12 protein-coding genes are annotated in these 13,595 nt (G+C 62.9%); 1 reads left to right on the top strand and 11 read right to left on the bottom strand.

The genetic code is table 11. The features are described from left to right. Positions 1-41: 41 nt before the first annotated feature. The 10 genes from J3P91_RS02600 to J3P91_RS02555 form a co-directional block, all read right to left on the bottom strand. Positions 42-1,229, bottom strand: a complete 1,188-nt coding sequence (locus J3P91_RS02600) for an ATP phosphoribosyltransferase regulatory subunit (protein ID WP_305497194.1) — start codon at positions 1,227-1,229, stop codon at positions 42-44. Positions 1,230-1,548: 319 nt separating this feature from the next. Further along, complete coding sequence (gene hflC / locus J3P91_RS02595) at positions 1,549-2,418, bottom strand: protease modulator HflC (protein WP_305497195.1); 870 nt, start codon at positions 2,416-2,418, stop codon at positions 1,549-1,551. Beyond that, positions 2,418-3,593, bottom strand: a complete 1,176-nt coding sequence (hflK, locus tag J3P91_RS02590; protein WP_434570002.1) for an FtsH protease activity modulator HflK — start codon at positions 3,591-3,593, stop codon at positions 2,418-2,420. The genes hflC and hflK overlap by 1 nt, the downstream gene beginning before the upstream one ends. Positions 3,594-3,678: 85 nt before the next feature. Beyond that, positions 3,679-4,980: a ribosome rescue GTPase HflX gene (hflX, locus tag J3P91_RS02585; RefSeq protein ID WP_434602657.1), complete on the bottom strand. Its 1,302-nt coding sequence runs from the start codon at positions 4,978-4,980 to the stop codon at positions 3,679-3,681. Between the two features lie 12 nt (positions 4,981-4,992). Continuing rightward, positions 4,993-5,253 carry an RNA chaperone Hfq gene (gene hfq / locus J3P91_RS02580; RefSeq protein ID WP_058546527.1) on the bottom strand — a complete coding sequence of 87 codons (261 nt, stop codon included), beginning with the start codon at positions 5,251-5,253 and terminating at the stop codon, positions 4,993-4,995. A gap of 91 nt (positions 5,254-5,344) precedes the next feature. Beyond that, a complete protein-coding gene (gene miaA, locus J3P91_RS02575; RefSeq protein WP_434602656.1) occupies positions 5,345-6,316 on the bottom strand; it encodes a tRNA (adenosine(37)-N6)-dimethylallyltransferase MiaA in 972 nt (323 codons plus the stop codon). Continuing rightward, the gene (gene mutL / locus J3P91_RS02570; protein ID WP_434602655.1) at positions 6,316-8,229 is read right to left on the bottom strand and encodes a DNA mismatch repair endonuclease MutL; all 1,914 of its coding nucleotides are present in this window, start codon (positions 8,227-8,229) and stop codon (positions 6,316-6,318) included. The genes miaA and mutL overlap by 1 nt, the downstream gene beginning before the upstream one ends. Further along, a complete protein-coding gene (locus J3P91_RS02565) occupies positions 8,226-9,656 on the bottom strand; it encodes an N-acetylmuramoyl-L-alanine amidase (RefSeq protein WP_370871022.1) in 1,431 nt (476 codons plus the stop codon). The genes mutL and J3P91_RS02565 overlap by 4 nt, the downstream gene beginning before the upstream one ends. 3 nt (positions 9,657-9,659) lie before the next feature. Next, positions 9,660-10,127 carry a tRNA (adenosine(37)-N6)-threonylcarbamoyltransferase complex ATPase subunit type 1 TsaE gene (gene tsaE / locus J3P91_RS02560; RefSeq protein WP_434602654.1) on the bottom strand — a complete coding sequence of 156 codons (468 nt, stop codon included), beginning with the start codon at positions 10,125-10,127 and terminating at the stop codon, positions 9,660-9,662. Further along, the gene (locus tag J3P91_RS02555; protein WP_434602653.1) at positions 10,115-11,614 is read right to left on the bottom strand and encodes an NAD(P)H-hydrate dehydratase; all 1,500 of its coding nucleotides are present in this window, start codon (positions 11,612-11,614) and stop codon (positions 10,115-10,117) included. Before J3P91_RS02555 ends, tsaE begins: the two co-directional genes overlap by 13 nt. Positions 11,615-11,677: 63 nt before the next feature. On the opposite strand from J3P91_RS02555, the gene queG reads away from it, so the two are divergent. Beyond that, positions 11,678-12,757: a tRNA epoxyqueuosine(34) reductase QueG gene (gene queG, locus J3P91_RS02550; RefSeq protein WP_434602652.1), complete on the top strand. Its 1,080-nt coding sequence runs from the start codon at positions 11,678-11,680 to the stop codon at positions 12,755-12,757. On the opposite strand, the gene J3P91_RS02545 is transcribed toward queG, so the two are convergent. Further along, positions 12,739-13,350 carry a trimeric intracellular cation channel family protein gene (locus tag J3P91_RS02545; RefSeq protein ID WP_305497211.1) on the bottom strand — a complete coding sequence of 204 codons (612 nt, stop codon included), beginning with the start codon at positions 13,348-13,350 and terminating at the stop codon, positions 12,739-12,741. The two genes, queG and J3P91_RS02545, sit on opposite strands and share 19 nt — an antisense overlap. Positions 13,351-13,595: the final 245 nt, after the last annotated feature.

Below are 13,595 nucleotides of genomic sequence, written 5' to 3'. Positions count from 1 at the left end.
ATTCGCGCAAACTTGGTGCCGGCGATGGCCGGCAGGAAAACTCAAGAAGCCAGCGGCAATACTTGCCAAAGCCCGTTCTGCTGAATCAATTGCCGGTCGCAGTCCGCTTCACGGGCGGCGGCCAAAGGTTGCCCAGGCAATGCCTGGACGACACGCTGACCCTCACTGCGCAACTGGCAGACCATCTGCCAGAGTGCCGCATCCGTACTGTCAGGCATCCAGATACCGCCAGACGGTAACTCGATCTCAGCACGCCCCAGGGTCACCAGGGTTTTCAAATCGGTAGAGAAGCCGGTCGCCGGACGGGCACGACCGAAATCGGCGCCGATGTCGTCGTAGCGACCGCCCTGGGCGATGGACTGGCCGACGCCCGGTACGAATACGGCGAACACCACGCCGGTGTGGTAGTGATAACCGCGCAGTTCACCCAGGTCGAAATACAGCGGCAGCTCCGGGAAACGCACCGACAGACGCTCGGCAATCGCCAACAAGTCATCAAGGGCCGCCAGCACAGGCGCCGGCGCACCGGCCAGACGCTCGCGAGCGGCGCCCAGCACCTCACGGCCGCCACACAGATCCACCAATGCCCGCAGCATGCCAGACAATTGTGTCGGCAGGCCTTCGGTCAGGCTGATGACTTCGTCGATGGCCTTGCGCTGCAACGCATCGAACAACTGCTGTTCCACTTCGCCGGACAGGCCGGCCGCACGTGCCAGGCCGCGGTAGATGCCGACATGGCCCAGGTCCATGTGGACATCCGGCACGTCAGCCAGTTGCAGCATGGCCAGCATCAGACTGATGACTTCCACGTCGCTGCTCGGGCTCGCGTCGCCATACAGCTCGGCGCCCAGCTGGATCGGGCTGCGCGAAGACGACAAGGCACGCGGCAAGGCATGCAGGACACTGCCGGCATAGCACAGGCGGCTCGGACCTTCACGACGCAGGGTGTGGGCATCGATGCGCGCCACTTGTGGCGTGATGTCGGCCCGAAAGCCCATCTGCCGACCCGACTGCGGATCGATGACCTTGAAGGTGCGCAGATCCAGGTCCTGGCCCGCGCCGGTCAGCAGGGATTCCAGGTACTCGATATGCGGGGTCACGACAAACTCGTAACCCCAGCTCTGGAACAGATCCAACACCTGCCGACGCGCTACTTCGATACGCGCGGCCTCCGGTGGCAGTACTTCTTCGATGCCATCTGGCAGCAGCCAGCGGTCTACCGTTGCCATTACGCCATTCCCCTATGATCCGGGCGGCCAACTTTCGGGCTGGCCTTGAGTGAAGCAGAAAATGCCCGCGCCATGCGAAAAACCGCAAACCACGCGCAAGGGCGACGTGACGAATGGCCTTGAATCGGCCTCGCCAAGCACTTTCCTCGAAAAACCTGTCGGGTCATTTCACCCGACGCCTGCAACCAACCACAATCGAACGTGCAGACGCAAAAAAGCCGGGGATTTCCCGGCTGCCGCATCATACACACGTTTTCCCAAAGGATCACCCCGCCCGACGTTTTAGCCGCCGGGCGGAGTGCTTCAGGTCAACGTCGCATCAAGGCTTGGCCTTTTCCAGGTAGTGGAAAAAGTCGCTGCTTGGGTCCAGGACCAGAACGTCGGACTTGTTCGCGAAGCTTTCACGGTAGGCGCGCAGGCTACGATAGAACGCGTAGAACTCCTGGTCCTGGCCGTAGGCCTTGGCGTAGATCGCAGCGGCCTGGGCATCGCCATCACCACGGACTTCTTCCGATTCGCGATAGGCTTCGGCCAGCAGCACACGGCGTTGGCGATCGGCGTCGGCACGGATGCCTTCAGCCAGCTCGTTACCCTTGGCACGGTGCTCGCGGGCTTCACGCTCACGCTCGGTGCTCATGCGCTCGAACACGCTGCGGTTCACTTCCTTCGGCAGGTCGATGGCCTTGACGCGGACATCGACCACTTCGATACCCAGCTCTTTTTCCGCCATCGTGTTCAGCGAACGGGTGATGTCGGACATGAGCGCATCGCGCTCACCGGAGACCACTTCATGCAGGGTACGCTTACCGAACTGGTCACGCAGACCCGATTCCAGGCGACGGGACAGACGTTCGTCAGCGATCTGCTTGAGGCCGGACGTCGCGGTGTAGAAGCGCTCCGCATCCTTCACGCGCCACTTGGCATAGGCATCGACCATCACGGCTTTCTTTTCCAGCGTCAGGAAGCGCTGCGTCGGCGCGTCCAGCGTCATCAGGCGGGCGTCGAACTTGCGCACCTTGTTGACGTACGGCACTTTCACATGCAGCCCCGGCTGGACATCAGCCTGGACCACGCGACCGAACTGCAGCAACACCGCACGCTCGGTCTGAGCCACGATGTAGAAGCAGTTCCAGGCAGCGATCGCCACGACGACACCGACAATAAGGGCGATCAGCGATTTATTGCTCATCAGCGACTCTCCCTGGTACGTGCTTGCTGTTGCTGCAGGTCCGCCGCCGCGCGGGCATTGGCTTCATTGCTGGCGGCTGCCGCCGCGCCGGTTGACGGCGTGCCGGTGTTGCGACCGCTCTCGACCATCTTGTCCAGCGGCAGGTACAGCAGATTGCTCTGGCCGTTCTTGTTGCCGGTCACGAGGACCTTGCTGGTGTTGCTGAAGACTTCCTGCATGGTGTCCAGGTACAGACGCTGGCGGGTCACTTCAGGAGCCTTGCGATACTCGGCCACCAGCTTGGTGAAGCGATCAGCCTCACCCTTGGCGCGGGAAACCACTTCGTCGCGATAGCCGTTGGCATCCTCGATGATGCGCTGGGCCTGGCCACGGGCTTCCGGCACGACGCCGTTGGCGTAGGTTTCGGCCTGGTTGCGCGAACGCTGCTCGTCTTCACGGGCACGGATCACGTCGTCGAAGGCTTCCTGGACTTCACGCGGTGCCGCTGCGCTCTGCACGTTGACCTGGGTCACGGTGATACCGGTGCGATAGGTGTCGAGGAAGCGTTGCAGACGCTCCTTGATTTCGCTGGCCATCAGCTCGCGACCTTCGGTCAGCACCTGGTCCATGGCGGTGGAGCCCACCACATGGCGCAAGGCACTCTCAGTCGCGTGTTGCAGGCTGATTTCCGGCTGGTCGACGTTCAGCACGAAGTCCTGCAGGTTGGTGATCTTGTACTGCACGGTCAGCGGCACTTCGACGATGTTCTCGTCCTCGGTGAGCATCTGGCCCTGCTTGGTGTAGGCACGCTCACGCGTGACGTTCTCCATGTACTTCTGGTCGATCGGCGGGAAATAGATGTTCAGGCCCGGGCCGACGGTTTCGTAGTACTTGCCGAAGCGCAGCACCACGGCTTGCTCCTGCTCGTCCACGACATAAACCGCGCTGTACAGCCAGACAGCCGCAAGCACGACAAGACCGATGCCGAGCAGGCCGAAACCACCGCCTCTGCCCGGACGGCTGCCGCCATCGTCACCGCGTTTCTTACCACCACCGAACAAACCGTTCAGGCTTTCCTGCAGCTTGCGGAAGGCCTCGTCGAGATCCGGTGGTCCCTTGCGGTCGCCGTTGTTACGACGCTTGCCGCCCCAGGGATCCTGGTTGTTCGAGTTGCCACCCGGCTCATTCCAAGCCATAGCGCTCTCCATCTGATAAAGCAAAGACGCACCCACGGCGCGCCGGCCAATGCTACAGAATGCCTGACACAGCTTTCTCAGGCTTTTATTGCAAAGTGTGTTGCTCGATGAATTCCATCGGTTGCAGCCCTTCACGACTGACCAGCCGGTTCAGTTCCGACCGAGGCAGGCGAACGGCCAGCAGGCAGACACCGTCTTCGTCGTGTTCTTCTTTCTGCACCGCCCCCAGCTCGAAGAACTGGGCACGCAGCCGGGCAAAACGCTGTGGCAGCTTCAGGGTGCCGACAAACAGGTCGTCGCCCAGCAGCTCCGCCACGGCCTGCTTGAGCAGGTCCAGGCCGCTGCCATCACGCGCCGACAGCCAGACCCGCTGCGGCTTGCCGTCGGCATCGCGCTGGATCTGCGGTTCCACGCCCTCGAGCAAATCGAGTTTGTTGTATACCTCGAGGATCGGCAAGTCCTGCGCCCCGATCTCGCCCAGCACCACCATGACCTGCTCGATCTGCAGCATCCGGTCCGGCTCGGCAGCATCGATCACATGCAGCAGCAGGTCGGAGTTGCTCGACTCTTCGAGCGTAGCCCGGAAAGCCTCGACCAGTTTATGCGGCAGGTGCCGGATGAAGCCCACGGTGTCGGCCAGCACGATCGGCCCGAGGTCGTCCAGGTCGAGCCGGCGCAGGGTCGGGTCGAGCGTGGCGAACAACTGGTCGGCCGCGTAGACGTCGGACTGGGTAACGTGATTGAACAGCGTCGATTTGCCGGCGTTGGTATACCCCACCAGTGAAACCGTCGGGATGTCCGCCCGCTTGCGGCCGCGTCGCGACTGCTCGCGCTGGCTGCGGACCTTCTCCAGCCGCCCCTTGATCTGGCGCAGGCGAACCCGCAGCAGGCGCCGGTCGGTTTCCAGCTGGGTTTCACCCGGGCCACGCAGGCCGATACCGCCTTTCTGGCGCTCGAGGTGAGTCCAGCCGCGAACCAGCCGTGTGCTCATGTGCTCAAGCTGGGCCAGTTCGACCTGGAGCTTGCCTTCATGGGTACGCGCGCGTTGGGCAAAGATATCGAGAATCAGCCCGGTGCGGTCGATCACGCGACACTCGAAGACACGTTCGAGGTTACGTTCCTGACTGGGCGTAAGGATGTGATTGAAAATCACCAGATCGATGTGCTCGGCCTTGACCAGGTCGCGCAACTCCTCGACCTTGCCACTGCCGATCAGGAATTTGGCGGTTGGCCGATGACGCGGCACGTTGAAAAACGCGACGGTCTCGGCGCCGGCCGAAATTGCCAATTCCTGAAACTCCTGCGGATCTTCGCGCGCCTCAGGGTCCTGTCCTTCCAAGTGAACGAGAATAGTCCGCTCACCACCACCGTGGCGCTCAAAGAACAAAGGAGGCTCCTATCAAGCGTTACCCGGCTCAGCGTCAGCGCCTTCGGATTCGGTTGCGCTAGGCAGACGAATTGGGCGAACCGGCACCACTGTCGAGATAGCGTGTTTGTAGACCATCTGGCTGACGGTGTTTTTCAGCAGGATGACGAACTGGTCGAAAGACTCGATCGTGCCTTGCAGTTTGATCCCGTTGACCAGATAGATGGACACCCCAACTTTTTCTTTACGTAAAGTGTTCAAGTAAGGGTCTTGTAGCGAATGCCCTTTTGACATGTGCCGCACTCCTTTAAGGATCAATTATAAAAATCGGAATCAGATGGCTTGGGCCGTCACACCCCCAAGGATAGACGGCAATTGCAAGGACTCAGCTCAATATGGAGATGGTCCCAAGGTATTTCAAGGCGCGTGGCAGATTGTCGCAATCAAGGCTGTCGAGCCAATGCAAGTCAGTCCAGCTGCGCAACCAGGTGAACTGGCGCTTCGCCAATTGGCGCGTGGCGATAATCCCACGCTCGCGCATCTCGGCTGACGTCAGCTTGCCGTCCAGGTAATCCCAGACTTGTCGATAACCTACCGCACGTATAGACGGCAACCCGGCATGCAGGTCACTTCGCTCACGCAGGGCTACGACCTCGTCTATGAACCCCTGTTCCAACATCAATGTGAATCTTTGTTCAATACGCTGATGCAACACTTGCCGGTTCGCCGGAGCGATGGCCAGATTCGCGACAGTATAGGGCAATTGTTGCAGTCCCGAAGCGGCTGCTTCAGTACTTTGCGCAGATTGTCGCTGGCGCAGGGCCGTCATGCTCTGGCCGCTGACCCGATAAACCTCCAGCGCCCGGCTGAGCCGCTGCGGGTCGTTGGGGTGAATACGCGCCGCCGACTCGGGATCGATCACCGCCAATTGCTCGTGAAGCGCTTGCCAGCCAAGGCGCGCAGCCTCTTCTTCGATCTGCGCGCGCACCTCGGGATCGGCCGCCGGCATGTCCGCCAGCCCGTCGACCAAGGCCTTGTAATAGAGCATGGTGCCGCCCACCAGCAGCGGAATCTTGCCCCGCGCGGTGATCTCGGCCATGGCCTGGAGCGCATCACGCCGGAAATCGGCTGCCGAGTAGGCGTCGGCCGGGTCGAGGATATCGATCAGGCGGTGCGGATATTCGGCCAGCAGTTCCTTCGATGGCTTGGCGGTGCCGATGTCCATGCCCCGATAGACCAAGGCCGAGTCGACGCTTATCAACTCGCAGGGCAGCACCTTGGTCAGTTCGATGGCCAGGTCGGTCTTGCCGGCGGCCGTCGGCCCCATCAGGAAGATCGCCGGAGGGAGCTGGCTCATCAGCGACCGCGCAGGAACAGTTTGTCCAGGTCGTCCAGGCCCAATTGGGTCCAGGTCGGCCGGCCATGGTTGCATTGACCGCTGCGTTCGGTATTTTCCATATCCCGCAGCAGACCGTTCATTTCCGGCAGGGCCAGGCGCCGGTTGGCGCGGATTGCGCCGTGGCAGGCCATGGTGCCGAGCAGTTCGTTCAGGTGCGCCTGGATCCGGTCACTGGTGCCGTACTCCATCAGGTCCGCCAGCACGTCGCTGACCAGGCGATTGGCCTCGGCCTGTTTCAACAAGGCCGGGATCTGCCGGATCGCCAGGGTCTCCGGGCCCAGGCGCTGCAACTCGAAGCCCAGGCGCTGGAACCAGCTCACATGTTCTTCGGCGCAATCGGCTTCGCGCTGGCTGACGGCCAGGGATTCGGGCACCAGCAGCGGTTGCCCGCTCAAGCCTTCGCTGGCCATGGCGATCTTCAATCGTTCGTACATGATCCGCTCGTGGGCGGCGTGCATGTCCACCAGGACCAGGCCCTGGGCATTTTCCGAGAGGATGTAGATACCTTTGAGCTGCGCCAGGGCATAGCCTAGCGGCGGGATATCGCCCTGGCCATCGGGCAATGCCGCCGCACCGGTCTCCGGCAGCGGCTTGAAAAATTCGCGATAGGCAGCCTGGGCCTCCGCCGCCGGCACATTCGACTGAGGACGCGGCGTGTATTGGTATTGATAGCCGCTGCCGGCACCGTTGCCGGCCTTGTTATAGACCGGCTGGGGCTGGGGTTGCTCAAGCAGCGCGTTGGCCGCAAGGCGCATTTCGCCCTGGGGACCGAATTCGCCAGCTTCCAGTCCGCTTGGCCGGACCATGCCGGCCAACGCCGCCGGGGCCGCCAATTGATCTTCAGGACGCACGTCGCCCAGGGCGCGATGCAAAGTGCCGTAGAGGAAGTCATGGACCATGCGCCCGTCACGGAACCGCACTTCGTGCTTGGTCGGGTGCACGTTGACGTCCACCACCGAAGGGTCGACCTCGAAAAACAGCACGAAGGTCGGATGCCGACCGTTGAACAGCACATCGCGATACGCCTGGCGCACCGCGTGGGCCACGAGCTTGTCGCGCACCGCGCGGCCATTCACATAGAAATACTGCAAATCCGCCTGGCTGCGGGAGAACGTCGGCAAGCCGACCCAGCCCCACAGGTGCAGGCCATTGCGCTCCACCTCGATGGGCAATGCCTGCTCGAGGAAACCCGCACCGCACACCGCGCCCACGCGTCGGGCACGGGCCGCATCATCGTGGGCCTCGTGCAGGCTGAGGATGGTCTTGCCGTTGTGGCGCAAATGGAACGCCACGTCAAAACGCGCCAGGGCCAGGCGCTTGATGACTTCCTGCAAATGATCGAACTCGGTCTTCTCGGCCTTGAGGAACTTGCGCCGGGCCGGGGTATTGAAGAACAGGTCGCGCACTTCTACCGAGGTGCCCACCGGATGGGCGGCGGGCTGGACGCGAGAAGCCATGTCGCGGCCTTCGGTCTCGACCTGCCAGGCCTGGTCGGCATCGCGGGTGCGGGACGTCAGCGTCAGGCGCGACACCGAGCTGATGGACGCCAGCGCCTCGCCACGAAACCCCAGGCTCATGACCCGCTCGAGGTCTTCCAGGTCGCGAATCTTGCTGGTGGCGTGGCGAGCCAGCGCCAGCGGCAGGTCGTCGGCGGGAATGCCGCGACCGTCATCGCGCACCCGCAACAGTTTGACGCCGCCCTGCTCGACATCGACGTCGATGCGCTTGGCCCCGGAGTCGAGGCTGTTTTCCAGCAGTTCCTTGATGACCGACGCCGGGCGCTCGACCACCTCACCGGCAGCGATCTGGTTCGCCAGCCGCGGGCTGAGCAGTTCGATGCGAGCGTTGCCGCCAATCACTTCATCCGTCATTGCTTGACCGCCACTTCGTTGCCGGGAATGGTCAGGGTCTGGCCGATCTTCAGCTCGTCACTCTGCAGGTTATTGGCGCTGCGCAAGGTAGCGGGCGACACCTGGTAGCGCACCGCGATCATCGCCAGGGTTTCGCCAGGACTGACGCGATGATCCCGCGGTCCCTGGGCAATCTTGCCCGAATCGCGCAGCCAGGCGATGTAGGTACCCGGCGGCGGGTTCTGCTGGAAGAACTGCCGCACGCCGCTGCTGATGGAACGGGCCAGGGCCTGCTGGTGGCTCGCGGAGGACAGTTTCGAGGCTTCGTTGGCGTTGGAAATAAACCCGGTTTCCACGAGGATCGACGGGATGTCCGGCGACTTGAGCACCATGAATCCGGCCTGTTCGACGCGTTGCTTGTGCAGCGGGGTAACGCGGCCGATGTTGCTCAGGACCTTTTGCCCAACGTTGAGGCTGGACGTCAACGAGGCGGTCATCGACAGATCCAGCAACACGCCGGCAAGCATCCGGTCCTTGTCGTCGAGGCTGACGTTGCCGGCACCACCGATCAGGTCGGAACGGTTTTCACTGTCGGCCAGCCAGCGCGCGGTCTCGGAGGTGGCGCCACGATCGGACAAGGCGAATACCGAGGCGCCGAACGCAGCCTTCGAAGGCGCGGCGTCGGCGTGGATCGAGACGAACAGGTCCGCACCTTTCTTGCGGGCGATCTCGGTGCGGCCACGCAACGGAATGAAGTAGTCGCCGGTGCGGGTCAGCTCGGCGCGAAAGCCCTTCATGCCGTTGACCTGGCGCTGCAACTCCCGGGCGATGGCCAGCACCACGTCTTTCTCACGCTGACCGCGCGAGCCCGAGGCGCCAGGGTCTTCGCCACCGTGGCCGGCATCGATGACCACGATGATGTCGCGTTTGCCGGCCGGCGCCGGTGGCAGCTTGAGCGCAGGCTCGGTGGGTGTGACCGGAACGGCAGGCACCGTCGCGACCTTGGTCGGGGGCGGTGGCGCAGGCGCGGCGTCGGCCGGGTTATCGAACAGATCCACCACCAACCGGTTACCGTACTGGGCATTGGGTGCGAGGGTGAAACTCTTCGGGGTCACGGCCTGTTTCAGGTCGATGACCACTCGCAGGTCGGTGGGCGTGCGCTGGGCCGAACGCATCGCGGTAATCGGCGTGTTGGCCGTGGGCACGTTCAGCGGCGCGCCCAGGGATGCACCGTTGATGTCGATCACCAGGCGATCCGGGGCCGCGAGGGTGAACACGCTGTGCTGCACCGGGCCTGTCAGGTCGAACACCAGCCGGGTGTTGTCCGGCGCCCGCCAGAGGCGAACACTGTTGACCTTTGTCTCAGCCACAGCATCGACGGCCAGTGCCGTAAGCAACAGTCCTACGACAGCAACCACCGCGCGAAAGCGCATACCAAACCCCATCATCAATTAGTTTTCCAGTGCCAGAGCGGCACACCACGACTCGCCACGCGAGCCTTGCGGCGTCAGTTTCAGCGAACGCCCGCCGTTCTGCGCGCCAATGGTAATGGTCAGGTCGGGCTTTGGCAAAAAGCCTGCACCCTTCTGAGGCCATTCAATCAGGCACAAGGCGTCATCTTCGAAATAATCACGGATCCCGAGAAACTCCAGCTCCTCAGGATCGACCAGTCGATACAGGTCGAAATGGAAGGCGCGGGTATCACCGATCTCGTAGGGCTCGACCAACGTGAACGTGGGGCTCTTGACCGAGCCGACATGCCCGAGGCCGCGAATGATGCCACGGGACAGGGTGGTTTTCCCCGCGCCGAGGTCACCTTCGAGAAAAATCAGACCATGGCCTGCGGTGATCTGCGCGATGCGGGCGCCAAATTGTGTCATGGCTTGTTCGTCCGCCACGTACAGGGTTACTTCAGACACGGTGAGTGCTCCTCCAACAACTGACGAATGGCCGGAATCAGATCGGTCGCGGCCAATCCGCGGCCCGAGCGACCGACCTGCACCCCGGCATTGGCATGCAGCCAGACGGCCAGGCACGCGGCTTCGAATCCTTCCATTCCCTGGGCCAGCAAAGCGCCGGCCACGCCAGCGAGTACATCCCCCAGGCCAGCGGTGGCCATCGCCGGATGACCCTGACCGCAAACCGCCAGGCGCCCGTCCGGGCTGGCGATCAGGCTACCGGCGCCTTTGAGAATCACGCTGGCTCGGTATTTTTTGCTCAATGCGTGGGCCGCCGCTGGACGATCGGCCTGCACCTGCACGGTGGAAATCCCCAGCAGTCGCGCGGCCTCGCCTGGATGCGGGGTGATGATGCACTGTTCCGGCAGACTGACCACGCCACGGCTCAACAAATTCAGCGCATCGGCATCCCACACCTGCGGCAGCGACGCATTGGCCGCCGCCGACAACAGGCTGCGCCCCCAAGCGGCCTGGCCCAGGCCCGGCCCCACCACCAGCACGCTGGCCTGTTTGAGCAGCCCCATCAACTGGTTAGCCGAATGGGTGCCTTGCACCATCACCTCAGGCAAACGCACCAGCGCGGCGGCCACATGCTCGCTGCGGGTCGCCATCGAAACCATCCCCGCACCGCTGCGCAAGGCGCTTTCGGCGCTCATCTGGATGGCGCCGCCAAAACCGCGGTCGCCGCCAATCAACAGCACATGACCAAACCTGCCCTTGTGGGCTGAAGGCGCACGGGGCGGCAGACGCGGCAAATTATGCGGCAAGAGCAATCGAGCGTTGGCCGGCGCCGCGTCAACGAGGTCCGGGTCCGCGTGCAGGTCGTTGAATACCAACTCTCCCACCCGATCCGCCGCATCGCCGGTGAACAGACCGAGCTTCAGGCCAATGAAGGTCACGGTCAGGTCCGCCGTCACTGCGGTACCCAGCACCCGACCGGTGTCGGCACACAACCCGGAAGGGATATCCACCGCAGCGACCGGTAACCCACTGACATTGATGGTGTCGATTGCCCGGACATACGGTTCTCGAACGTCACCGCTCGCCCCGGTGCCGAGCAACGCGTCGAGCAGAACACCGCGCAATTCGCAATCATCCGACCAAGGTTCCACCGGCACACCGACCGCCACGGCTTCGGCATGGGCATTGGCGGCATCACCCAGCAACCGCCGGGGCTCGCCTACCGCCAGTACCCGGACCGCCCAGCCGGCACGCCGGGCCAGAGTCGCCACCAGGTAGCCATCGCCGGCGTTGTTGCCATGGCCGGCGAATACGGTCAACTCGCCGGCTTCAGGCCAGCGCCGGACGATCGCTCGCCAGGTGGCGCGGGCGGCGCGCTGCATCAATTCGAAGCCGCTGGTGCCCGCCGCGATCAGTTGTGCGTCGAGGGCCCGGACTTGCGCGGCACTGTACAGCGCGTCGGGAAATTCATCTTTAGTCTGCGGCATGCGTCTTCGGGCTCCGATGTCTGGCAGAATTATACGCATCTCAGCTCCGGTTTCTCTCGCCTCATGCCTGCCATTCCCACAGACCTCCCCGCCCTCGCCCAATCCATCAAGGACTGGGGCCGCGAGCTGGGTTTCCAGCAAGTCGGCATCAGCGGCCTGGACCTTGGCGAGCATGAGCAGCACTTGCAACGCTGGCTCGAAGCCGGCTACCACGGCGAAATGGATTACATGGGCGCCCACGGCAGCAAACGCTCGCACCCGGAAGAACTGGTTCCGGGCACGCTGCGGGTGGTGTCCCTGCGCATGGACTACCTGCCGGGCGACACCCGAATGGCGCAATTGCTTGGCGAACCGGAAAAAGCCTACGTCTCGCGTTATGCGTTGGGCCGCGATTACCACAAATTGATCCGTAAACGCGTGCAGCAATTGGCAGAAAAAATCCAGGCAGCCATCGGCCCCTTCGGCTATCGCGCGTTTGTCGACAGCGCACCGGTGCTGGAAAAAGCCATTGCCGAACAGGCCGGGCTGGGATGGATCGGCAAAAACACCCTGGTGTTGAACCGCAAGGCCGGCAGCTATTTTTTCCTCAGCGAGCTGTTCGTCGACCTGCCGCTGCCGGTGGACCCGCCCCACGGCACAGAGCATTGCGGAAAATGCACCGCCTGCCTGGACATCTGCCCGACCAACGCCTTCGTTGGTCCCTACGTATTGGATGCCCGGCGTTGCATCTCCTACCTCACGATCGAACTGAAAAACGCTATCCCCGAGGAGCTGCGGCCGCTGATCGGCAATCGGGTGTTCGGTTGCGATGACTGCCAGATCGTCTGCCCGTGGAATCGCTTCGCCCGGCCGTCCGCGGAAGGCGACTTCAAGCCACGCCACAACCTGGACAATGCCGAACTGGCCGAGCTGTTCATGTGGGATGAGGAGAGGTTTCTCAGCAGCACCGAAGGTTCGCCATTACGCCGCGCCGGTTATGAGCGCTGGCTGCGTAACCTGGCGGTGGGGCTTGGCAATGCGCCGACGACGATTCCCGTGCTGGAGGCGTTGAAGGCGCGACAGGACTATCCGTCAGCCCTGGTGCAGGAACATGTGCAATGGGCGCTGCGCCAACATGCCGAACGTCAGACTTCGTCGTTATAGACGAACTTGGGCATTTCCCAGTGAAACCGGATCGCCAGGAGCCTCAGCAGGAAACCACCAAACAGGGTGATCAGGATCGCCTGCTCGCTGGGCAATTGCAGGTAGACACACAGCAGGTAGCACCACGCGGCAGCGAAGGAGACGCTGGCATAGAGTTCGCGACGGAAAATCAGCGGGATGTCGTTACAGAAGATATCCCGCAGAATGCCGCCAAAAACCCCGGTAATCACCCCACTGACCGAGGCCACCAACATGCCATGGCCCATTTCCAGCGCGGTCATGCAGCCGATCAAGGTAAACGCCACCAGCCCAACGGCATCGAGCACCAGGAACAGCGAGCGCAGGTGACGCATCCAGCGCGCCAGGAATACCGTCAACATGGCCGCCGCGGTCGTCAGCACCAGGTATTCCGGATGCTTGACCCAGGTCAGCGGGTAATGCCCCAGCAGCACGTCGCGCACCGAGCCGCCACCCAGCGCCGTGATACAGGCGATCAGCACCACGCCGAACCAGTCCATGCCCCGCCGCCCGGCAGACAAGGCGCCGGTCATGGCTTCGGCGGTAATGGCGATCAGATACAGCATCAGCAACATGGTGGCAGTCCTTGCGGGAAGGCGCGCAGTCTAGCCAGTTTGGGCAGGCACCAAAAGGGGGCGCGGCGCCGACCCTGGCTCAGAGGATCACCTGTGGCGAGGGAGCTTGCTCCCGCTCGGCTGCGCAGCAGTCGCAAACCAGACAATTGAGTATTCCTGGAAAACTGCTGGGGCCTGCTTCGCAGGCCAGCGGGAGCAAGCTCCCTCGCCACAAAAAGCAATCTCGCCAGTCGCTGGGGTGCCGT

Source organism: Pseudomonas sp. Z4-7, from assembly GCF_051131965.1.
Classification (GTDB): domain Bacteria; phylum Pseudomonadota; class Gammaproteobacteria; order Pseudomonadales; family Pseudomonadaceae; genus Aquipseudomonas.
Note: the sequence above shows the minus strand (reverse complement) of the source record. Positions and strands in the feature narration are given on the sequence as shown.

Coding starts and splice junctions, on each gene's coding strand:
- J3P91_RS02555 (WP_434602653.1), bottom strand. CDS start 11,614: ATGCCGCAGACTAAAGATGAATTTCCCGACGCGCTGTACAGTGCCGCG.
- queG (WP_434602652.1), top strand. CDS start 11,678: ATGCCTGCCATTCCCACAGACCTCCCCGCCCTCGCCCAATCCATCAAG.
- hfq (WP_058546527.1), bottom strand. CDS start 5,253: ATGTCAAAAGGGCATTCGCTACAAGACCCTTACTTGAACACTTTACGT.
- J3P91_RS02565 (WP_370871022.1), bottom strand. CDS start 9,656: ATGATGGGGTTTGGTATGCGCTTTCGCGCGGTGGTTGCTGTCGTAGGA.
- miaA (WP_434602656.1), bottom strand. CDS start 6,316: ATGAGCCAGCTCCCTCCGGCGATCTTCCTGATGGGGCCGACGGCCGCC.
- hflC (WP_305497195.1), bottom strand. CDS start 2,418: ATGAGCAATAAATCGCTGATCGCCCTTATTGTCGGTGTCGTCGTGGCG.
- hflK (WP_434570002.1), bottom strand. CDS start 3,593: ATGGCTTGGAATGAGCCGGGTGGCAACTCGAACAACCAGGATCCCTGG.
- mutL (WP_434602655.1), bottom strand. CDS start 8,229: ATGACGGATGAAGTGATTGGCGGCAACGCTCGCATCGAACTGCTCAGC.
- J3P91_RS02600 (WP_305497194.1), bottom strand. CDS start 1,229: ATGGCAACGGTAGACCGCTGGCTGCTGCCAGATGGCATCGAAGAAGTA.
- J3P91_RS02545 (WP_305497211.1), bottom strand. CDS start 13,350: ATGTTGCTGATGCTGTATCTGATCGCCATTACCGCCGAAGCCATGACC.